The sequence below is a fragment of the Lentibacillus sp. genome (genome assembly GCF_035301675.1).
Taxonomy (GTDB): Bacteria; Bacillota; Bacilli; order Bacillales; family Amphibacillaceae; genus Lentibacillus.
This window is the reverse complement of the sequence record NZ_DATGTT010000047.1, coordinates 31,802-53,581: the sequence shown is the minus strand read 5'-3', so window position 1 is coordinate 53,581 and position 21,780 is coordinate 31,802. Positions and strand designations below refer to the sequence as shown.

The 21,780-nt window shown below is 44.3% G+C and carries 21 protein-coding genes and 1 other annotated feature; all 21 genes read left to right on the top strand.

Annotation, left to right across the window (positions count from 1 at the left end):
• Positions 1–108 precede the first annotated feature (108 nt).
• The 21 genes from sigG to pyrE all read left to right on the top strand — a co-directional run bounded on the left by sigG (position 109) and on the right by pyrE (position 21,756).
• Positions 109–888: an RNA polymerase sporulation sigma factor SigG gene (gene sigG, locus VK097_RS07135; protein ID WP_324211115.1), complete on the top strand. Its 780-nt coding sequence runs from the start codon at positions 109–111 to the stop codon at positions 886–888.
• A gap of 263 nt (positions 889–1,151) precedes the next feature.
• Positions 1,152–1,424: a YlmC/YmxH family sporulation protein gene (locus tag VK097_RS07130; protein ID WP_324211114.1), complete on the top strand. Its 273-nt coding sequence runs from the start codon at positions 1,152–1,154 to the stop codon at positions 1,422–1,424.
• Positions 1,425–1,480: 56 nt separating this feature from the next.
• Positions 1,481–2,290: a peptidoglycan editing factor PgeF gene (gene pgeF / locus VK097_RS07125; protein ID WP_324211113.1), complete on the top strand. Its 810-nt coding sequence runs from the start codon at positions 1,481–1,483 to the stop codon at positions 2,288–2,290.
• 26 nt (positions 2,291–2,316) lie between these two features.
• A complete protein-coding gene (locus tag VK097_RS07120; protein WP_324211112.1) occupies positions 2,317–2,988 on the top strand; it encodes a YggS family pyridoxal phosphate-dependent enzyme in 672 nt (223 codons plus the stop codon).
• Positions 2,989–3,003: 15 nt separating this feature from the next.
• Positions 3,004–3,435 carry a cell division protein SepF gene (locus VK097_RS07115; protein WP_324211111.1) on the top strand — a complete coding sequence of 144 codons (432 nt, stop codon included), beginning with the start codon at positions 3,004–3,006 and terminating at the stop codon, positions 3,433–3,435.
• Between the two features lie 6 nt (positions 3,436–3,441).
• Positions 3,442–3,705, top strand: coding sequence for a YggT family protein (locus VK097_RS07110; protein ID WP_324211110.1), 264 nt, complete (start codon positions 3,442–3,444; stop codon positions 3,703–3,705).
• Between the two features lie 13 nt (positions 3,706–3,718).
• Positions 3,719–4,495, top strand: a complete 777-nt coding sequence (locus VK097_RS07105) for a YlmH family RNA-binding protein (RefSeq protein ID WP_324211109.1) — start codon at positions 3,719–3,721, stop codon at positions 4,493–4,495.
• A gap of 111 nt (positions 4,496–4,606) precedes the next feature.
• On the top strand, positions 4,607–5,146 hold the full coding sequence (locus VK097_RS07100) for a DivIVA domain-containing protein (RefSeq protein ID WP_324211108.1): 540 nt from the start codon (positions 4,607–4,609) through the stop codon (positions 5,144–5,146).
• Positions 5,147–5,193: 47 nt separating this feature from the next.
• Positions 5,194–5,422, top strand: a binding site (T-box leader).
• Between the two features lie 236 nt (positions 5,423–5,658).
• The gene (gene ileS / locus VK097_RS07095) at positions 5,659–8,415 is read left to right on the top strand and encodes an isoleucine--tRNA ligase (RefSeq protein ID WP_324211107.1); all 2,757 of its coding nucleotides are present in this window, start codon (positions 5,659–5,661) and stop codon (positions 8,413–8,415) included.
• A gap of 232 nt (positions 8,416–8,647) precedes the next feature.
• Positions 8,648–9,142 (top strand): signal peptidase II, encoded by a 495-nt coding sequence (gene lspA, locus VK097_RS07090; RefSeq protein WP_324211106.1) that lies wholly within the window; start codon positions 8,648–8,650, stop codon positions 9,140–9,142.
• The gene (locus VK097_RS07085; RefSeq protein WP_324211105.1) at positions 9,111–10,019 is read left to right on the top strand and encodes an RluA family pseudouridine synthase; all 909 of its coding nucleotides are present in this window, start codon (positions 9,111–9,113) and stop codon (positions 10,017–10,019) included. Before lspA ends, VK097_RS07085 begins: the two co-directional genes overlap by 32 nt.
• Positions 10,020–10,183: 164 nt before the next feature.
• The gene (gene pyrR, locus VK097_RS07080; RefSeq protein WP_324211262.1) at positions 10,184–10,726 is read left to right on the top strand and encodes a bifunctional pyr operon transcriptional regulator/uracil phosphoribosyltransferase PyrR; all 543 of its coding nucleotides are present in this window, start codon (positions 10,184–10,186) and stop codon (positions 10,724–10,726) included.
• Between the two features lie 191 nt (positions 10,727–10,917).
• Positions 10,918–12,306 (top strand): solute carrier family 23 protein, encoded by a 1,389-nt coding sequence (locus VK097_RS07075; protein WP_324211104.1) that lies wholly within the window; start codon positions 10,918–10,920, stop codon positions 12,304–12,306.
• Between the two features lie 32 nt (positions 12,307–12,338).
• On the top strand, positions 12,339–13,262 hold the full coding sequence (locus tag VK097_RS07070) for an aspartate carbamoyltransferase catalytic subunit (protein WP_324211103.1): 924 nt from the start codon (positions 12,339–12,341) through the stop codon (positions 13,260–13,262).
• On the top strand, positions 13,222–14,505 hold the full coding sequence (pyrC, locus tag VK097_RS07065; RefSeq protein WP_324211102.1) for a dihydroorotase: 1,284 nt from the start codon (positions 13,222–13,224) through the stop codon (positions 14,503–14,505). Before VK097_RS07070 ends, pyrC begins: the two co-directional genes overlap by 41 nt.
• Entirely contained in the window at positions 14,498–15,592 is a 1,095-nt protein-coding gene (locus VK097_RS07060; RefSeq protein ID WP_324211101.1) for a carbamoyl phosphate synthase small subunit, read from the top strand. The genes pyrC and VK097_RS07060 overlap by 8 nt, the downstream gene beginning before the upstream one ends.
• Positions 15,585–18,785, top strand: coding sequence for a carbamoyl-phosphate synthase large subunit (gene carB, locus VK097_RS07055; RefSeq protein ID WP_324211100.1), 3,201 nt, complete (start codon positions 15,585–15,587; stop codon positions 18,783–18,785). Before VK097_RS07060 ends, carB begins: the two co-directional genes overlap by 8 nt.
• A complete protein-coding gene (locus VK097_RS07050; RefSeq protein WP_324211099.1) occupies positions 18,782–19,534 on the top strand; it encodes a dihydroorotate dehydrogenase electron transfer subunit in 753 nt (250 codons plus the stop codon). The genes carB and VK097_RS07050 overlap by 4 nt, the downstream gene beginning before the upstream one ends.
• Complete coding sequence (locus VK097_RS07045) at positions 19,531–20,445, top strand: dihydroorotate dehydrogenase (RefSeq protein ID WP_324211098.1); 915 nt, start codon at positions 19,531–19,533, stop codon at positions 20,443–20,445. Before VK097_RS07050 ends, VK097_RS07045 begins: the two co-directional genes overlap by 4 nt.
• Positions 20,442–21,158 carry an orotidine-5'-phosphate decarboxylase gene (gene pyrF, locus VK097_RS07040; protein WP_324211097.1) on the top strand — a complete coding sequence of 239 codons (717 nt, stop codon included), beginning with the start codon at positions 20,442–20,444 and terminating at the stop codon, positions 21,156–21,158. The genes VK097_RS07045 and pyrF overlap by 4 nt, the downstream gene beginning before the upstream one ends.
• Positions 21,142–21,756 (top strand): orotate phosphoribosyltransferase, encoded by a 615-nt coding sequence (gene pyrE, locus VK097_RS07035; RefSeq protein WP_324211096.1) that lies wholly within the window; start codon positions 21,142–21,144, stop codon positions 21,754–21,756. Before pyrF ends, pyrE begins: the two co-directional genes overlap by 17 nt.
• Positions 21,757–21,780: the final 24 nt, after the last annotated feature.

Sequence of the window (21,780 nt, the reverse complement as noted above, 5' to 3'; positions counted from 1 at the left end):
GAATTACAGCCATGTTGAGGACGTTTATATGACTTATCGCATTGCATAAAAAACCTCCTACGGGGAGATACTGCTCATGAACAGCATCTCCAACCGGGAGGGTAGAACATGACAAAACATAAAGTAGAAATATGCGGAGTTGATACATCAAAATTACCTGTCCTGAAAAACAACGAAATGCGTGAATTATTTAAACGAATGCAGGCTGGTGATATAACAGCAAGGGAAGAGCTGGTCAACGGGAATTTACGTCTCGTATTAAGTGTTATTCAGCGCTTCAATAATCGTGGTGAATATGGTGATGATTTATTTCAAGTTGGCTGTATTGGACTTATGAAATCAATTGATAATTTTGATTTAGGACACAATGTGAAATTTTCCACCTATGCTGTACCGATGATCATAGGTGAAATAAGACGATACCTGCGTGACAACAATCCAATCAGGGTATCGAGATCTTTGCGGGATACCGCTTATAAAGCCCTTCAAGTCAGGGAAAAATTAATCAGTAAAACATCCAAAGAACCGACAGCAATGGAGATAGCCAAGGAAATGGATGTCGACCATTCCGATATTGTTTTTGCAATGGATGCCATTCAGGATCCGGTGTCACTATTCGAACCAATTTATAATGATGGCGGCGACCCAATCTACGTCATGGATCAATTGAGTGATGACAAAGACAAAGATTCACTCTGGGTTGATAAACTTTCACTGAAAGAGGGAATGTATCAGCTTAATGAACGTGAAAATACAATCTTAAATAAACGTTTTTTTCAAGGGAAAACCCAAATGGAAGTGGCTGATGAAATCGGTATCTCCCAGGCCCAGGTTTCCCGGCTTGAAAAAGCAGCTATCGACCAAATGAACAAAGAAATGTTCGAATAAAAGTACAACCATCTATCATTGCTCCTGTAATCGACTCCAAATTCAATTTGGAGTCTTTTTTTATAAAAAGATCGAGAAGTTCGTGGGGGTACAGTTTCGAGCATAGGTAAAGCTATCCTGAAAATCATCGCACACGAACATTGGTGCTATTTTTTCCAAAGGGCGGAGAAACAAGCCGACGAAGACAATCAATAAAAATGGAAAATATAATAATTTACTCATCTGCCTGCATATAAATCTCTAATAAGAGGCAGGTGAGACTTGTGGTAACGTTATCTGAACTGCAAATAAAAGAAGTTATTGTGGTGAATGACGGCAGGCGGTTAGGACAACTTTCCGATTTGGAAATTGATGGGGATAATGGCAGGATCACAGCGCTGGTACTTATCGCAAAGGATAAAAAATCAGGGTTTTTCGGAAAATCCGATGAGCTTATTATTCCCTGGAACAATGTAGAGGTAATCGGCACTGATGTCATTTTGGTCAAAGATGTAAAAACACCTACCCTTTATTCTGAACAGGAATTACTCGAATAATGTCTGAAATATGGTAGAATGGAACAAGCACTTAGCGCCGATTAGGAGGAAAGCAAATGTCGGAACCATTCCAGCCACTGACAGAATCCACTTTAGAATTGGAAGATTGGCAACAGCTGATTCCGGGTCTTAAAGCAGGCTTCACAACGCGAAACAGCGGTCTGTCAGCGCCGCCTTTTGATACATTGAATCTTGGTCTGCATGTACCTGATCATTCAGCAGATGTGGTTGCCAATAGACGAAAGCTGGCGGATATCGTTCAATTTCCATTAGGGTCTTGGGTTTCCGGCGAGCAGACACATGAGACGAACGTTCATCTTACAGCAGAGAGTGACAGAGGAAAAGGATCGACAACGTATGACACATCATTAAAGCAGACTGACGGCTTGGTCACGAATCAAAAAGGCATATTATGTACTGCCTTTTTCGCTGATTGCGTACCCATCTTTTTCCTGGATCAATCGACAGGATACATTGGTATTGCGCATGCCGGCTGGAAAGGGACTGTCAGTCATATTGGGCAACGGATGGTCGAAACAATGCAAAAAGCCGGTGCCGATCCGGTTGATATACGTGTCACCATTGGTCCGAGTATATCACATGATGTCTATGAGGTGGATGAGCGGGTTGTAAGCCATATTCCGCAGGCGTTTTTTGAAAAAACGGTTACTGCTCAGGAAAATAATCGTTTTTTGCTTGATCTAAAGCAATTAAACGCAGAAATTCTTTTACAACAGGGTATTTTGCGTCATAATATAGATATAACAAATTATTGCACATTCCGTGACGATCATTTATTTTTCTCGCATCGGCGTGACCAAGGGGAAACTGGCAGAATGCTGGGCTATATTGGTTACGAAAAATGATTGAATGGGGGAGGACGAAGGGTATAATGGATGTAGCAGAAAATCTGAGCCGTATCAGACAAAATATTGAACAAGCCTGTAAAAACAGTAATCGGAATCTCGATGAAATAACCATAATTGGTGTGACGAAATATGTTACAATAGAGCGAGCAAAGGAAACAATTGAAGCAGGAATTACGAACCTTGGCGAAAATCGTCTGGAGGGTTTTCTGGAAAAACACGAAAATATACAAGACAGCGCATCGTGGCATTTTATCGGCACGCTGCAGTCCAGAAAAGTTAAAGAGGTGATCGGTAAGGTCGATGCCATTCACTCATTGGACAGGATGTCGCTCGCCAAAGAAATAAATAAACGTGCCGCAAAGCCGGTTGATTGTTTCGTTCAGGTGAATGTAAGCGGTGAAGAAACGAAACACGGGTTTGTACCTGAGGATACACTGTCATTTATCAGGGAACTGGAAGTGTATAACAATATCCGGATAGCGGGACTGATGACAATGGCACCGCATATTGATGATGAGGAACAGTTGCGGAATAATTTCAGACAATTGGCTTCGCTTAGGGAAAACATTCAAGCCGAAAACATTACATATGCGCCATGTGAGTACTTATCAATGGGTATGAGCAATGACTATCAGATTGCTGTTGAAGAGGGTGCCACGCATATCCGAATCGGGTCTGATTTGGTCGGATCCTAACAACGGGGTGAAATAATGAGTATTAAGAACAAAATTAAAAACTTTTTTACAATGGAAGAAGATTATGAGTATGTTGAGGAGCACGAAGAAATGAATCATGAACCGGTGACACATCAGTCGAGCAGTAATGGGAATATTGTCAGTTTAACAAGTATGCAGGGGCCGACATCCAAAGTTGTGCTGTATGAACCGCGCAATTACAGTGAGGCACAGGAAATTGCCGACAATGTCGTCAATAAGCGGGCAGTCGTCATTAATCTTCAGCGTGTTGATCAACAGCAGGCAAAACGGATTGTAGATTTTTTGAGTGGCACTGTGTATGCGATCAACGGTGATATTCAAAAAATTGGTGCCGGGGCATTTCTGTGTACAGCGGATAATGTCGATGTATCAGGTTCCATAACTGAATCACTTGCTGAAGAAGATGAATATAGTAAAGGATGGTAGCAGACTATGCAATCACTACTCAGTTTTTTATATTTGGCATTGGAGCTTTACAGCTTTGCCTTGATTATTTATATATTCATGTCCTGGTTTCCGGGTGCGCGTGAATCCTCGTTTGGCGTCTTTTTGGCCAAAATATGCGAACCTTATCTTGAACCTTTCCGCAAAATCATACCACCGCTTGGAATGATCGATTTGTCCCCGATTGTGGCTATCTTTGTCCTGTATTTTGCCAGAGCGTTCGGGTTGCCTGTTCTGTTCAGCTGGTTTTGATAGGTGAAGATATATGGGAATTCACCAGCATTACAGGAAAGAGGAACACCCATTTATCGATCAGGCATTATCATGGATAGACCATGTTGAAAAAACTTACCGGATGAAACGAACGGACTTCCTTGATCCAAGGGAGCAGCAAATTGTCGAGACACTGGCCAGGACAAGCATGGAAGAGTTAAGGGTTTACAAACGTGGCGGCGGTGATAATGCTGAGCGGCGGCGGCTAATCATTGCGCCAATGTACGACGAAGTGATGGAAGAATCTTTTCAGCTCACTTTACTGCAAGGATCCTATCATGACAAATTTGTGTCACTGGGACACCGCGACGTAATGGGAGCATTTTTATCGTTAGGGATTAAACGGAAAAAACTGGGCGACATCGTGGTTGAGAACGGACTTATTCAAATCGTAATAGCTGAGGAAGTCGCCCCTTTCGTACTGGCAAACTTGACCGCCATCAAAATGGCAAGAATCAGGCTGGAAGAACGGTCGCTTTCATTCCTTGTGGAACAGGATGTCAATTGGGCCGAATCCAGTCAGGTTGTGACCTCACTTCGGCTTGATGCTGTTATAAAGGCGATTTATAAACTGTCCCGCAAAGACGCAGCCGAATCGATTACCAAGGGTCTTGTGAAGGTGAACTATAAAATTTCTGATGATCGCAAATTGATTCTGGAAGCCGGTGATATGCTCTCTTTGCGGGGCAAAGGAAGAAGCAAGCTGGTTGAGGTCAACGGGCGGACAAAGAAGGATAAAGTCAGTATAACAACTGCACTATTAAAATAATCTAAACAAATTTGCAGGATTTTTGGCTTTTTTGTCGAAATAACATATAATATGAACTTATCATAACTAATGTAATATTTAACGGTTAAACTACTTAAGGAGGTGGCCTGTGTGGCATTAACACCACTGGATATTCATAATAAGGAATTCACAAGAAGTTTTCGCGGATATGACGAGGATGAGGTAAATGAATTTTTGGATCAAGTTATCAAAGATTATGAAATGGCGATCCGTGAGAAAAAAGATTTACAGGAAAAAGTCGATCAGTTGAATGAAAAGCTGGGACATTTCACGAATATTGAAACGACACTGAATAACTCAATTCTGATTGCACAGGAAACGGCTGAAGAATTAAAAGGAAATGCCCAGAAAGAATCAAAGCTGATCATTAAAGAGGCGGAGAAGAATGCTGACAGGATTGTTAATGAAGCGTTAGACAAATCCCGCAGAATAGAAATGGATGTTGAGGGGTTAAAAAAGCAGGCTAAAGTCTTCCGTACCCGTCTGAAAATGCTTGTGGAAGCTCAGCTGGATGTTATCGACGCAAACGATTGGGAAGAACTATTCGACGAGGAGACCGATGAGGAAACCAATGAGGAAACAAATGAACAAACGGAAGAGATGCCTGATTACGCAGGGTCAAAGGCATAGACCTTGACGTCTAATGATATTTTACATATAATGCTCTTATATTAATACGCTATATGATGACGGAGACAGTATGGATGTATGCTTGTCCAGCGAATCAGGGGGCGGTGGAAGCCTGATACATCAATGCATTCTGAACATCACTCCCGAGTATTCATTCTGAAGTACAGTAGGGATGGACGGTTTATTCACGTTATGAATCTCGAGATGAATTTACAATGAATCGACAGGCGATTTTAAATTTATAAGGGTGGTACCGCGAGTCTTCTCGCCCCTTTTTGGGGATGAGAAGGCTTTTTAGTTTCAGGCTGTTTTCTCAAAGTAATATTTTCATCCGGCATAACGTGCAGCAAACCCCTTGCAGGCACAATGGCCAAAGCGAGACCCCACAGTGAAGTTCGACCGGGGAGGTTCACGGTCACCTTAAGGTGCGCAAAGTATATTCAGGCTGCGATTTTAACAGCAATGCGTATTACAAAAAATAATTTTTTACAAAATGAATAGGAGGATAAACAGTGGATTATAAAGACACGTTACTGATGCCTAAGACGAAGTTTCCGATGCGCGGTAATTTGCCGAATAAAGAACCTGAACGTCAGAAAATATGGGATGAAAACCGAATTTATGAAAAGAATCTTGAACGGACAAAAGGCCGTCCGCTGTTCATTCTGCATGACGGACCACCATATGCCAATGGCGACCTGCATATTGGGCATGCACTAAACAAAATATTGAAAGACTTTATTACCCGGTACAGATCAATGAGCGGCTATCATACGCCATATGTGCCCGGCTGGGATACACATGGTTTGCCGGTTGAAACCGCACTGACCAAAAAGAAAAAAGTGGACCGCAAAAAAATGAGTATTGCCGAATTCCGGCAAAAGTGTGCCGAATACGCTATGGGACAGCTGGATAATCAACGTAATCAGTTTAAGAAGTTTGGTGTCCGTGGTGATTGGGATAATCCGTATATTACGCTGACCAAAGACTATGAAGCAGCCCAAATTAAAGTGTTTGGTGAAATGGCCAAAAAGGGTTATATCTACCGGGGGCTAAAGCCTGTTTACTGGTCACCGTCTTCTGAGTCAGCCCTTGCAGAAGCGGAAATTGAGTACCATGATAAACGGTCACCTTCTATTTACGTCGCATTTAACGTAAAAGACGGTAAAGGAGTTCTCGATGGCGACGAGAAAATCATCATATGGACGACAACACCTTGGACAATACCTGCAAACCTGGGTATTGCCGTTCACCCTGAATTGGAATATGCGGTCGTGGCTGTCAATGGTGAAAAATATGTGGTTGCGCATGAATTACTGGAAATGATGACCGAAGAACTCGAGTGGAATAACCCGCAAGTTATCAAAACATTCAAAGGAGATGAAGCGGATAGAGTCGTTGCCAAACATCCGTTTTATGACCGTGATTCACTTGTAATGCTAGGAGAGCATGTGACAACAGATGCCGGTACGGGGTGTGTTCACACAGCACCCGGACACGGCGAAGATGACTTCTATATGTCCCGGGAATACGGAATTGAACCATTGTCACCTGTTGACCATCAAGGTTACTTCACCAATGAGGCGCCAGGCTTTGAAGGCGAGTTTTATGACAAAGCTAATAAACCGATTACTGAAAAGCTGGATGAGACCGGGTCATTGTTGAAGCTGACATTTATTACACACTCATATCCGCATGACTGGCGTACGAAAAAGCCGACGATTTTCCGTGCGACTTCACAATGGTTTGCATCTATAAAGGATTTCCGTCAGGATATTCTTGATGAGATCAACCGGATTAACTGGTATCCTGCCTGGGGTGAAACACGTCTTTATAACATGGTGCGCGACCGGGAGGATTGGTGTATTTCCCGGCAGCGGTCATGGGGTGTGCCAATGCCGGTATTTTATGCCGAGGATCAAACGCCGATTATTACCGACGAGACGGTCGAACATGTCTCCAAATTATTTGCTGAGCATGGCTCGAACGTTTGGTTTGAACGGGAGGCAAAGGATCTCCTGCCTGAAGGATTTACATCTGAGCATAGTCCAAATGGCAAATTCACAAAAGAAACGGATATTATGGATGTCTGGTTTGACTCAGGTTCCTCTCATGAAGCTGTTTTGATGGGCCGGGAAGACCACAGGCGTCCAGCTGATGTTTATCTGGAAGGAAGCGATCAGTACCGCGGCTGGTTTAATTCATCGATTTCCACGGCTGTGGCAGTTACCGGAAAAGCGCCGTTTAAAACAATTGTCAGCCATGGGTTTACATTGGATGGCAACGGCCGAAAGATGAGTAAATCACTTGGCAACGTCATGGATCCCTTAAAAATCCAAAAGCAGCTTGGAATCGATATACTGCGTTTGTGGGTGTCATCGGTTGACTATCAGGCAGACGTCCGGATTTCTCAGGAGATCCTGAAACAAATTTCAGAAGCTTACCGCAAAATCCGCAATACGGTCCGCTTTATGCTCGGTAATCTGGCTGATTTTGATCCGGCTAAAGACGCTGTTTCTGAGTCGGAAATGGAAGAGGTCGACCGTTATATGCTGCACCGTCTGCAGAACCTGGTGAAGAACGTTAGAGATAACTATGACATTTATGAGTATTCACCTGTTTACTCACAGATTCATAATTTCTGTGCAGTTGATTTGAGTTCGTTTTATCTTGATTTCGCTAAAGATATTTTATATATCGAGGCAGCAGATAACCATCACCGCCGGAGTATCCAGACTGCTTACTACGAAATTGTGACAACTCTGGTGAAACTCTTAACGCCCATCATCCCGCATACGACGGATGAAATGTGGGAGTATATCCCGGGCGTGGAAGAGGAAAGTGTCCAGCTGACTGACATTCCGGAGCCGAGGGAAATCACCGGATTCGACCAACTTAATGAAAAATGGGATCACTTCATGAACATCCGTGATGATGTTCTGAAAGCGCTGGAAGAAGCCAGGGAAGATAAAGTTATCGGGAAATCACTCGAAGCGAAAATTACGGTGGTACCGAAAGACAGCAAAACAAAAGAAGTGCTTAATGGCATTTCCGATGTGCATCAACTTTTCATTGTATCAGGAGCAGAGATAACGGAAAATGCTTCAGATGCAAAGGAACACCGTTATGTTGATGTAAAAGTGGAAAAACATCCCGGTGAAACTTGCTCACGCTGCTGGACCGTTTCCGAAACAATCGGAAGTGATCACGACCATCCGGAATTATGTTCACGCTGTGCCGATATCGTCAAAGAGCATTACAGCGCATAAAGCAAAAAGCGCCTATCCTTTTATAGGATAAGGCGCTTTATAATTATATGTGGTAAAATACTTAAAAAACCCTTAAAATGTAAAAGAGATGTGCTGTTAGCTAAAAACTGTTGTTCAAGTTGTATTGCACTTGTACAGTAAGAAAGGATTTATACTTTCTTAACTTCCGAAAAAGCCAAATAAACTTACACTTAAAGAAAAGCTAAGGGATAAGACAAACGGAGGAAATGGGATGTTTTTATATTACATATTGGCACTGCTTGTTTTAGCAATTGACCAGTTGTCCAAGTGGATAGTTGTGAACACGATGGAAATTGGTGAACAGATAACTGTTATCGGGAATTTTTTCTATTTAACGTCACATCGTAATAGCGGAGCTGCATGGGGAATCCTCCAGGGGCAAATGGGCTTTTTTTACGTAATTACAGTAATTGTCGTTATAGGTCTTATATATTTCATGCAAAAACATGCCAGGGAGAGTAAAACTCTGGCAATCGCATTGAGCTTGATTCTCGGCGGTGCAATCGGGAATTTTATTGATCGGCTGTTCCGCAAAGAAGTGGTGGACTTTTTGGATTTCAATATTTTCGGATACGACTATCCGATTTTCAATATAGCGGATTCAGCGTTGGTAGCAGGCGTAATTTTAGTGATCATCATTACCATTATTGATGAACGAAAGGAAAAGCGGCAAAATGACACAACAATACAGCGTAACGGAAACTGAAGCGAATATACGGGTTGATAAATTGCTCTCCGGCATTATTCCGGGTGCATCACGCTCAGAGATTCAAACATGGATGGCAGATGGGTATGTCCGTGTGAATGGCCGGCAGATGAAAGCAAATTACAAATGCCAGAATGGTGATGTGATCGATTGGTCGATCCCTGAACCGGATACCTTAACGATTGAACCGGAAAATATACCACTGTCAGTGATTTATGAAGACACCAGCCTGCTGGTAGTCAACAAACCAAAGGGGATGGTTGTCCATCCATCGGCAGGTCATCAGCACGGGACGCTTGTGCATGCACTGCTATATCATTGTGATTCTCTGTCACAAATTAATGGTGAGGAGCGGCCGGGCATTGTTCACAGGATCGATAAAGATACAAGCGGTCTTTTGGTTGTTGCTAAAAATGATCAAAGCCATAACAGTCTTACCGAGCAGCTGTCTGCAAAAGATATTGACCGGCGGTATGAAGCGATTGTTCATGGTGTCATTGAACATGAAACAGGAATGATTGACGCTCCGATTGGCAGGGATCGGAATGACCGGAAAAAGATGGGGGTCGGCGAAAACGGTAAGCCTGCTGTAACGCATTTTCGTGTTTTGAATCGCTACAAAAATTTCACACATGTTGAATGCGATCTGGAGACCGGCCGTACCCATCAAATTCGGGTTCACATGAAATATATCGGTTTTCCGATTGCCGGCGATCCGAAATATGGACAGCGAAAAACGATGACAATCGGCGGGCAGGCACTGCATGCCAAGTCCCTGTCATTTAGTCATCCGAAAACAGGTGAACAGTTGCATTTTGAAGTGGAAACGCCGTCCTATTTTCACGAGTTATTAGCACAATTTGAGAAGATGCATTGACAACCTGAGGGAAGTCTGCCATAATAATTTCAAATCAAACATGAACCTTTAATATAGTCCAGTGAGGCTAAAAAGGTAACGGAAAAGTAACGGCGTGTGTTACGTATGTCCAAACCCTTTTCTCACTGGAGAAAAGGGTTTTTTCTATGTCTGGAGTGATCGAGTTGCAGAAAAAAACAGTTCTGCTTGATAAGCCCGCAATGGGTAGGGCTTTGACACGAATTGCGCATGAAATCGTTGAGAATAATAAAGGCGGTGACAACCTTGTTCTGATTGGCATTAAAACAAGAGGCGTGCCTATTACAAAGCGGCTTCAGGAAAAAATCAAGCAGATCGAGGACATTACAGTGCCGATTGGTGAATTGGATATTACATTATACAGAGATGATCTGGTTAAGGTAACCTCCAGCGAAGACCCTGAATTGAAAGACACTAAAATTGATGTAGAACTGAAGAATAAAAAAGTCATTTTGATCGATGACGTTCTCTACACAGGAAGGACAGTCCGGGCAGCAATGGATGCCGTTATGGACATTGAACGCCCATCCCAGATCCAACTTGGGGTCCTGATTGATCGGGGGCATCGTGAACTGCCTATAAGAGCAGATTATGTCGGCAAAAACATTCCGACATCTGAAGAAGAAATCATCGTTGTTCACCTGGATGAAATTGATCAGCAAGAAGAAGTGAGTATTTACGAAAAATGAATTGATTGACCTTTAATTAGATCCGGAGAGATTTAAAAGGTCGCCTTAGAAGACGTGTATTCACAACACACGTGTACCTCTTTGCGGCCTTTCGCAAAGAGGTTTTTTTGTAAGATTAACCCCGAGCTGTGGATAGCTGCAGTACAGACTAAGGAAATCTGACTGTTAAAAATGAATTGGAGGAATTCGAAATGAACAAACAGGAAATGGTCATGGACGTTCAGGAAGCGCCGAGAATGCAAAAATGGATTGTGCTGAGTCTGCAGCATTTATTCGCGATGTTCGGGTCAACGATTCTTGTTCCTTTCCTGACAGGGCTGTCACCGGCAGTAGCACTGATATCGAGTGGCGTGGGAACGTTAGCCTATTTACTGATCACTAAAGGGAAAATTCCGGCATACCTTGGTTCAAGTTTTGCATTTATTGCACCGATTATTGGTGCCAGTTCAGCAGGCGGCCCGGCCGGCGCGATGATCGGAACTTTTTTGGCGGGGGTTGTCTACGGAATCGTTGCCGTATTCATCAAACTGTTGGGTTTAAATTGGCTAATGCGGATTTTGCCTCCGATTGTTGTCGGACCAGTCATTATTGTAATCGGCCTCGGTCTTGCTTCAACCGCAATTGATATGTCCATGTATGTACCGGGACTTGATGAAGATGTATACAGTGGAACGCATTTCAGTGTCGCACTTTTCACACTTGCAGTAACCATTGCAGCATCGATTTTTTTCAGAGGGTTCTTTGGTTTGATACCGATTTTAATTGGAATTGTTTCCGGTTATACGTTCGCCATATTCCAGGGGGTAGTTGATACCGCTGAAATAAAAGCGGAATGGGCAGACATTACCTCTGCAGGATCAATTGGCGAACTTTTTACAGGAGTCTTTCAATCACCTGACTTTATAATACCGTTTGCGTCTTACTCACCGTTTGAAGTTATCAGCGGTGAAATTGTCCTGTTGATGGTCCCGGTCGCACTTGTAACAATTGCTGAACACATTGGCGATCAGATGGTTTTATCAAAAGTTGTTGGGCGGAACTTTATTAAAAAACCCGGACTGCACCGCTCTATTTTTGGTGACGGTGCGGCGACCATGATTGCCTCTTTTCTGGGGGGACCGCCGAACACAACTTACGGTGAAAATATCGGTGTTCTCTCGATTACCAGGGTGTTCAGTGTGTTTGTTATAGGCGGTGCTGCTGTGTTTGCCATTTTCTTTGGTTTTGTCGGGATTATAACAGCGACCATCAGCTCGATTCCATCAGCGGTCATGGGCGGTGTCTCGATCCTATTGTTCGGGATTATTGCATCAAACGGTCTGCGCATGCTTATTGATAATCAAGTGGATCTAAGTGATAAGCGAAATCTTGTGATTACATCGGTCATCCTAGTAATCGGTGTCGGCGGGGCATTTATCCAGCTGTCAGATAATCTGCAAATCGCAGGAATGGCATTGTCGGCAATCATTGGCGTATTACTGAATCTTGTCTTACCTGGTAAAGAAAGCGGTTATGGCAATGGGGCAATGTTTGATGACAGTGAGATCAAGAAGAACAAAAATCGCGATGACGCAGCCTAGGCAGAAAACTGATTTGGAAAGGATGATGAAAAATGAGGGATTTTATATCAACACGTGAACTTTCGGCTGCTTCGATTTATAGCATTCTGGAAACAGCTGAGGCAATGCGGAATAAGCCGGAATCAATACAAAGTGGAAGATTTGCGGCGAATCTGTTTTTTGAACCGAGCACACGGACAAAAACGAGTTTTCAGGTAGCCGAACAGAAGCTTGGGATGAAAACCCTGGATTTTCAGATGGAAAGTTCCAGTATGACCAAAGGCGAATCACTTTATGATACGGCACGCACGTATGAAGCGATCGGGGCGGAACTCTTGGTTGTCAGGCATGCGTGCGACCATTGGTATGATGAACTGGCCGGAAGAATGTCCATCCCGATCATCAATGCCGGTGCTGGGAAAGGAGAGCACCCGACTCAATCGATGCTTGATCTTTTGACAATCTATCAGGAATTCGGCTCATTTGGAAATTTGAACGTGGCCATAGCAGGTGATATCAAGCACAGCCGGGTGGCACGTTCCAATGCCTATGCACTCAAGACCCTTGGTGCAAATGTATGTTTCGCAGCAGCACCCGGTTTTGAAGATGATTCATTGGACATTCCACATGTGTCAATGGATGAGGCATGTGATATGTGTGATGTGCTGATGCTGCTCAGAATCCAGCACGAACGCCACGCATCAGCATCATATCGAACGAAGTCATACCATGCTGACTACGGCCTTACGATTGCGCGAGAGCGGCAAATGCAGGATCATGCTGTTATCCTGCATCCGGCACCAGTTAATCGCGGTGTAGAAATTGATACGAGATTAGTAGAATGCAATCGTTCAAGAATTTTTAAACAAATGGAAAATGGTGTTTATACACGAATGGCCATCATATCAATCTTGTTAAATGAAAGGGGAGTCAATCATGAAAATTTTACTGAAAAATGCAAGACAATTGCGACGTGATCATGAAACAGAACGTTGTGACATTTTAATAGAAAAAGGAGAGATAATTAAAATAGCACCGGATATCGATGAAGATGCCGATAAACTGATCGATTGTAAACATAATATGGTGTTCCCGGGTTTTATTGACGTTCATGTTCATTTACGTGAACCGGGGGAAGAACATAAAGAGACGATTAAAAGCGGGACAGAAGCGGCAGCATGCGGCGGTTTTACAACGATATGTGCGATGCCGAATACGACCCCCGTACCTGATAATACTGTAACACTTCAGGCATTATTGAATAAAATTGATGATGATGCTTGTGTGCGTGTGCTGCCGTACGCATCGATCACGAAAAATTTAAAAGGTGAGGGGCTGACTGACATATCAGGGCTAGCTGAGACGGGTGCATTTGCATTTACTGATGATGGTGTGGGCATCCAGACAGCTGATTTCATGCTGCGGGCAATGCGTGAAGCTGCAGCCAATGGCAAGCCGGTTGTTGCTCATTGTGAAGATAATTCACTAGTGTATGGCGGCGTTGTTCATAACGGACAAGTAAGTGAACGTCTTGGATTGCCGGGCGTCCCGTCACTGTGTGAGTCGGTCCAAATTGCCCGGGATGTGCTGCTGGCTGAAGCAACCGGCTGCCATTATCATGTCTGCCATGTCAGTACAAAGGAATCGGTAAGGGTCATCCGTGATGCAAAAAATGCTGGTATCAACGTAACGGCTGAAGTGACACCGCATCATCTGATTTTGAACGAAGAAGCGGTTAAAGCCGACGATGCGAATTTTAAAATGAATCCGCCATTGCGTAGCCAGGCAGATCAGCAGGCACTAATCGACGGATTGCTTGATGGCACAATCGATTTTATAGCAACCGATCATGCACCACATGTCGAGGAGGAAAAAGCGCCGGGATTTCGTCAGGCGCCATTCGGCATAGTCGGTCTGGAAACTGCTTTTCCATTGTTATATACATACCTGGTCAAAACGGAAAAGACAACTTTGAATGATTTAATAGATTGGCTAACTGCCAAACCGGCGAATACCTTTCAGCTGCCTTATGGCGTATTGCAGGAAGGTGCAATGGCAGATCTGACAATAGTAGATTTGAATAAAAGCACCTGTATTGACAAGCAAACATTCATTTCAAAAGGGAAAAACACGCCGTTTCATGGCTGGCAGATACAGGGCATACCTTTGGCAACCATTGCAGAAGGAAGAATCGTTTATGAGGAGGGATTGGATGGCTAAACGGAAGCTGGTGTTAGAAGATGGAACAATTTTCGCAGGCATTGGGTTTGGTTCTGAAACATATTCGACGGGAGAGATCGTTATTAATACGGGAATGACGGGATATCAGGAAGCTATCACGAATCCGTCATGCTGTGGTCAGATTGTGACAATGACCTATCCGCTCATCGGAAACTACGGTATTAACCGTGATGATTTTGAAACGGTAACTCCGTTTATCCATGGACTCGTTGTTAAAGAAATAAGTGAGCATCCTTCAAATTTCCGCACTGATGAAACATTGCATGATTACCTGAAAGCTAACGACATTCCTGGAATCTCAGCCATTGATACACGAAAACTGACGAAACATATTCGCAAGTATGGAACAATGAAGGCAATGATGACAGATACTGATAAGCCGGCTGAGGAGCTCATTGAAATGGTCAGGAACCTGCAGGACAAAACAGATCAGGTCAAAACGACATCAACTGTCAAACCTTATGTCGTGCCCGGAAGAGGTAAGCGGATTGTATTGGTTGATTTCGGCATGAAGCATGGCATTTTGCGCGAATTAACGAAACGGGATTGTCATGTGACGGTTGTGCCTTACAATTACAGCGCAGAAAATATCCTGCGTTTAAAGCCTGATGGCATCATGCTGACGAACGGACCGGGTAATCCGAAGAATGTCCCAGAACCGATTGCGATGATCAAATCGGTTCTGGGGGATGTTCCTCTGTTCGGGATGTGCCTCGGACACCAGCTGCTTGCACTAGCCTGCGGGGCCGATACGGAGAAGATGGCGTTTGGTCACCGCGGTGCCAATCAGCCGGTTAAGGATTTGGAAAAAAATAAAACATTCATGACATCACAGAATCACAGCTATGCGGTGACACATGATTCATTGAGCGGGACAGATTTGGAATTAACTCAGTTTTCCCTGAACGATAATTCGGTTGAAGGAATCAGACATAAATCATATCCGGCTTTTTCAGTGCAATACCATCCGGAAAGCTCACCAGGACCGGAAGATACGCCGCAATTATTTGATGCGTTTCTGCAGATGGTTTCACAATCCAGACAGAAGGAGAATGCATATGCCTAAGAATACCACCATTGAAAAAATTCTCGTAATCGGGTCAGGTCCGATTGTAATCGGACAGGCAGCCGAATTTGATTATTCCGGTTCACAGGCGTGTCAAGCACTGAAAGAAGAAGGCTATACAGTTGTCCTGGCCAACTCCAACCCAGCGACGATTATGACGGATGTAACTGTAGCAGATCAAATTTATATGGAACCTTTGACAGTTGAATTTTTGACTAAAATTATCCGGAAAGAGCAGCCTGACGCGATTCTCCCGACACTCGGCGGACAAACTGCCCTCAATCTGGCTGTGGGACTGAAAAAAACAGGGGTTCTGGATGAACATAATGCCGAACTGCTCGGGACACCGCTCAATGCCATTGAACAGGCGGAAGACCGGGAAAAATTCCGTGCTTTGATGGGAGAACTTAATGAACCAGTTCCTGATAGCCAGATTGTTCATTCCGTTGAAGAGGCGCGTGATTTTGCACATGACATCGGCTATCCGGTAATCGTACGTCCCGCTTATACACTGGGGGGCACCGGCGGTGGCATGTGTTATGACGAATCGGAGCTGAAAGAAATTACCCGCAACGGATTGGCGTTATCCCCCGTTCATCAATGTTTAATCGAAAAAAACATAGCCGGATTCAAGGAAATCGAATATGAAGTGATGCGCGACAAGCATGACCAGGCGATTGTTGTCTGCAATATGGAAAACGTTGATCCGGTCGGAATACATACCGGTGACTCGGTTGTTGTTGCACCATCCCAAACCCTTAGTGACCGGGAATATCAGCTGCTGAGGAATGCCTCACTTAAGATTATCAGGGCTCTGGATATTGAAGGCGGGTGCAATGTTCAGCTGGCACTTGACCCTGACAGTTTTACCTATTATGTGATCGAAGTGAACCCGCGGGTGAGTAGATCTTCAGCACTCGCCTCCAAAGCAACAGGCTATCCGATTGCAAAAATGGCAGCGAAAATTGCAGCCGGTTTAACTCTGGATGAAATTGTCAATCCGATTACAGGAACAACGTACGCATGTTTTGAACCGGCCCTCGACTACGTGGTCACCAAAATCCCGCGCTTTCCATTTGATAAATTCGTGACCGGCAACCGTTATCTCGGTACGCAAATGAAAGCAACCGGCGAGGTTATGGCAATTGGACGCAATTGTGAGGAATCACTTTTAAAAGGTGTCAGGTCGCTTGATATCGGAGCGGAAGAATTCTGGCTTCCCGAACTGGCAGATGCATCTATTGAGGAACTGAAAAATCGTCTTGTAAAAGCAGATGATGAGCGACTGTTCGTCCTGGCCGAAGTTTTCCGGCGCGGCTCAACGGTTGAAGAGATTTGGCAACTGACGAAAATAGACCGTTTCTTTTTAGGCAAGATCAAAGAGCTGATGGCTTTAGAGACAAGACTGGCTGAGAACAAATTTTTCCCTGAAGTCTTACAAGAAGCCAAACATTTTGGCCTGTCGGATGTGCATATAGCACGGCTGTGGAACACAACAATTGATGACATCTATGAACTGCGTATGGTAAATAACATCACACCAGTTTATAAAATGGTCGACACATGTGCTGCGGAATTTGAATCTGAAACACCTTATTTTTACAGCAGCTATGAAGATGAAAATGAGTCTCTGCAATCAGAACGGAAGAAAATACTGGTTTTGGGTTCAGGCCCAATCCGAATTGGCCAGGGTATTGAGTTTGATTATGCGACTGTTCACTCTGTATTGGCTATCAAAGAAATGGGCTATGAAGCGATTATTATGAATAATAATCCGGAAACGGTCTCAACCGATTTCAGTATTTCAGATAAGCTTTATTTTGAACCGCTCACACTGGAAGATGTCATGCATGTCATTAATCTTGAACAGCCTGAAGGGGTGATTGTGCAGTTTGGCGGCCAAACAGCCATTAACCTGGCGGAAGGGCTGCAGAGTCGTGGCGTAAAGATATTGGGGACTGACCTGGAGGCAATTGACAAAGCAGAAGACCGTGACCAGTTCGAACAGCTTCTGAGCGATTTGAACTTATTGCGCCCGCAAGGAAAAACGGTATCAAAACTTGAACAGGCCGAAGAAGCGGCACATAATATTGGCTACCCTGTTCTGGTCAGGCCTTCATATGTCATTGGCGGTAGCCGTATGGAAATCGTTTATGACGATGATGAGCTTCATCACTATTTGGCTAAATCAAATGGAGCGGATGATGCTCACCCTATTCTGATTGATAAATATATAACCGGCATCGAAGCGGAAGTTGATGCCATCAGTGATGGTGAAACGGTTATCGTTCCGGGAATTATGGAGCATATTGAGCGGGCAGGTGTTCATTCAGGCGACTCCATTGCCGTTTATCCGCCGCAGCGGCTCAGCGATGCTGTGAAACAGAAGTGTATGAAGGCTACAAAAAAAATAGCCCGTCAATTACATGTGAAAGGACTAATCAACATTCAGTTTATCATACGTGATAACGATGTTTATGTACTTGAAGTCAACCCGCGTGCGAGCAGAACGATTCCGTTCCTGAGTAAGATAACCGGTGTCACGATGGCCAATCTGGCAACACGATGCATTTTAGGGGAGAGTTTATCGGAACTAGGCTACGATTCCGGGGTTTTGCCTGAAGGAGATGATGTCTCAGTCAAAGTGCCTGTATTCTCGTTTGAAAAACTGCGCAGTGTTGACACCATACTGGGGCCTGAAATGAAATCAACAGGTGAGGCAATCGGCCATGATAAAACATTGGAAAAAGCGTTGTACAAAGGTTTGATTGCTGCCGGGTTGTCCGTTCCTCAGGAAGGCGCCGTCCTCCTGACTGTGGCGGATAAAGATAAAGCCGAGACACTTGAGGCTGCCGAGCGGTTTCATCAGCTTGGTTTCCAGCTCTATGCCACGGAAGGGACGGCGGATTATATGGATAAGGCGGACATTCCCGTTACACAAGTCGGGAAAATCGGATCCTCAGAACGAAACGTCCTGTCCGTTATCGAAAATGGCGATGTCCAGATTGTAGTGAATACACTGACGTCGGGCAAAAAACCGCGGTCTGACGGATTTATGATTCGGCGTGAATCGGTGGAGCATGGCATTGTGTGTTTGACAAACCTTGATACAGCAGAGGCTATATTGAATGTGATTGATGCGACAACATTCAGCGCACATCCGATGATTGATAAACGGGCGGTTTTAATATGAAAAAGCGTGTAGAGATGATAGTGAAATCGGTGAGTGAAATTGCCCTGGATACATTTGAAATGACGCTGGAAAATGCTTTTACTGCGAAAGCGGCCGTACCGGGACAGTTTTTACATCTGCTTGTGGATGGCCATACTCTTAGAAGGCCAATATCTATAGCGGATATCAACCGCGAGAAGGAAACCATTACTATTTTATTTAAACAGATCGGCGACGGAACAAAACGATTAGCTTCTTTTCAGAGCGGAATGAAAGTGAGTGCCATCGGTCCGGGCGGTAATGGATTCAGATATGATGCATCCATGGCTACAGCGCTTCTGGCCGGTGGCGGCGTTGGCATTCCCCCTTTGTATTGTCTGGGTAAAGAACTCAGGAAGAACGGGATACAGGTTAAAGCTGTTCTTGGTTTTCAGACAGAAAACCTAGTTTTTTACGAAGAAAAGTTTCGTCAGCTCGGAGAAACTTATGTCGTAACCGACGATGGCAGTTACGGGTATCAGGGCTTTGTGACGGATGTACTGGATCAGACCGGAAACTTTGATCATTACTTTTCCTGCGGTCCGATTCCAATGCTCCGTGCTGTTACGAATAAGCTAGGAAATGATTCAGGTTCCATTTCACTTGAAGAACGTTTGGGGTGCGGGGTTGGCGCTTGCCTTGCCTGTGTCATCCCTGCAGATTCCGAAGGCGGCTACCGGAAAATTTGTTCCGATGGTCCGGTTTTTGCAGCAGGTGAGGTGATGTTATGACGCAGTTGACTGTTGATTTGCCCGGTTTAATGTTAAAAAATCCCGTCATGCCTGCATCAGGGTGTTTTGGATTTGGCAGAGAGTATAGTGAATTTTATGATTTGAAACAGCTTGGAGCAGTGATAATGAAGGCCGCAACGGGTGAGCCCCGCTACGGAAATAAAACACCGAGAGTTGCCGAAACGCCATCAGGCATGCTAAATGCTATCGGACTCCAGAATCCGGGTGCAGAAAAAATTATAGTGAATGAAGTTCCTTTCCTTGCTGAGTACAATGTGCCGATCATCGCTAATGTGGCGGGAAGCACAGTTGAAGAATATGTTAAGGTAGCTTCACTATTCAACAACGCTGATTCAGTCAATGCACTGGAATTAAATATCTCCTGTCCAAATGTGAAAGAAGGCGGTATCCAGTTTGGAACCGACCCTGACATGGCAGCTGAAGTAACTGAAAAGGTTAAAGCTTCCAGTCATTTGCCGGTCTATGTCAAGCTCTCACCCAATGTATCAGACATTGTGGGGATGGCAAAAGCGGTTGAAGCGGCAGGGGCGGATGGTTTGTCCATGATTAATACGATTACCGGCATGCAAATTAATCTATCCAGCCGGAGGCCATTATTGGCCAATAAAACGGGTGGGATGTCCGGCGGAGCCATCAAGCCAATCGCTATCCGCATGATCTATGAAGTGAAGCAGCAGGTGTCGATTCCAATTATCGGCATGGGCGGCATTTCAACGGCTGAAGATGCATTGGAATTCCTGCTGGCTGGAGCGAGTGCTATAGCGGTCGGAACAGCTAATTTTCAAAACCCATATGCCTGTCCGGAAATCATTGATAACTTGCCCCACGTTTTGCAGCAACACGGATTTGATTCAGTGACAGATGCAGTCGGAAAGGGGCATGAGAGATGACGGGAAAAATATTTCTGGCATTGGATTTTCCAGTGTGGAAGGAAGCAAAGGTGTTTATCGAACAGAACGAACTGCATGGTGTTCCTGTCAAAGTGGGTATGGAACTTTTTTATCGCGAAGGTCCCCGGCTGATTGATTTGCTGAAAAAAAATAATCATGAGATCTTTCTTGATCTGAAACTAAACGATATCCCAACAACTGTTAAACGGGCCATGAGAAATCTTGCCGGGCTTGGGGTTGATATGGTAAATGTTCATGCGCTTGGCGGTAGTGACATGATAAGGCAGGCGAAAGAAGGATTAATGTCTGGATCTTCAGCCGGTCATAAACCAAAATTGATAGCTGTTACCATACTGACATCAATGAATAATCACGTCATAAATCATGAGCTGGGAGTACAAGGAAACTTACAAGTTAATACCGTACACTTATCTGACCTTGCTTCTCAAAGTGGCGCAGATGGCGTTGTCTGCTCAGTTCACGAAACGGGGGAAATCAAGAATGTATGTGGTGCCTCGTTCCTGACTGTTACACCTGGAATACGGCTTGCGGAATCAGCAGACGACGATCAAAAACGTATTGCAACACCGGCGTTTGCTCGTGAAAATGGGGCAGATATGCTTGTTGTTGGAAGGACCGTCACGAACGCCAAAGATCCAAAAGCGGCGTATGAAAAAGTGCAAAAGGAGTGGTTGCATGGGATTAAGTCATGATATAGCCAGAGACTTGCTTCGTATAAAGGCCGTGCAGATCAGCCCTGATGATTATTTTACCTGGACCTCTGGAATGAAATCACCCATCTACTGTGATAACCGGCTGACGATGTCGTACCCCAGTGTGCGGGATAAAATTGCGGATGCATTTGTTGAACTGATTGAAAAGTTGGAGTGGAAGCCGGATGTTATCGCCGGCTGTGCGACTGCCGGTATCCCGCATGCTGCCTGGATAGCTCAAAAACTTAACCTGCCAATGGTTTATGTACGATCCAAGCCAAAAGGTCATGGTAAAGAGAATCAGATTGAAGGCAAGCTTGAAGCAGATCAGCGGGTTCTCGTAATTGAGGATCTCATTTCAACAGGCGGCTCCTCGATTGAAGCTGCCAGCGTATTGAAAGGAGAAGGTGGCGATATTCTCGGAGTGCTGGCTATTTTCACATATGGACTTGAAAAAGCAAAACAGCAATTTGCCGATGCACAATTAAAATATCAGACAATCACTGACTATGATGAAATATTAAAATTGTTAGCTGAAGATGGAACAATAAGCACTGTTGAGCGTCAGCAATTGGAGGAATGGCGTTTTAGTGTTTAATTTCACTTGTGTCAGGAATAATTT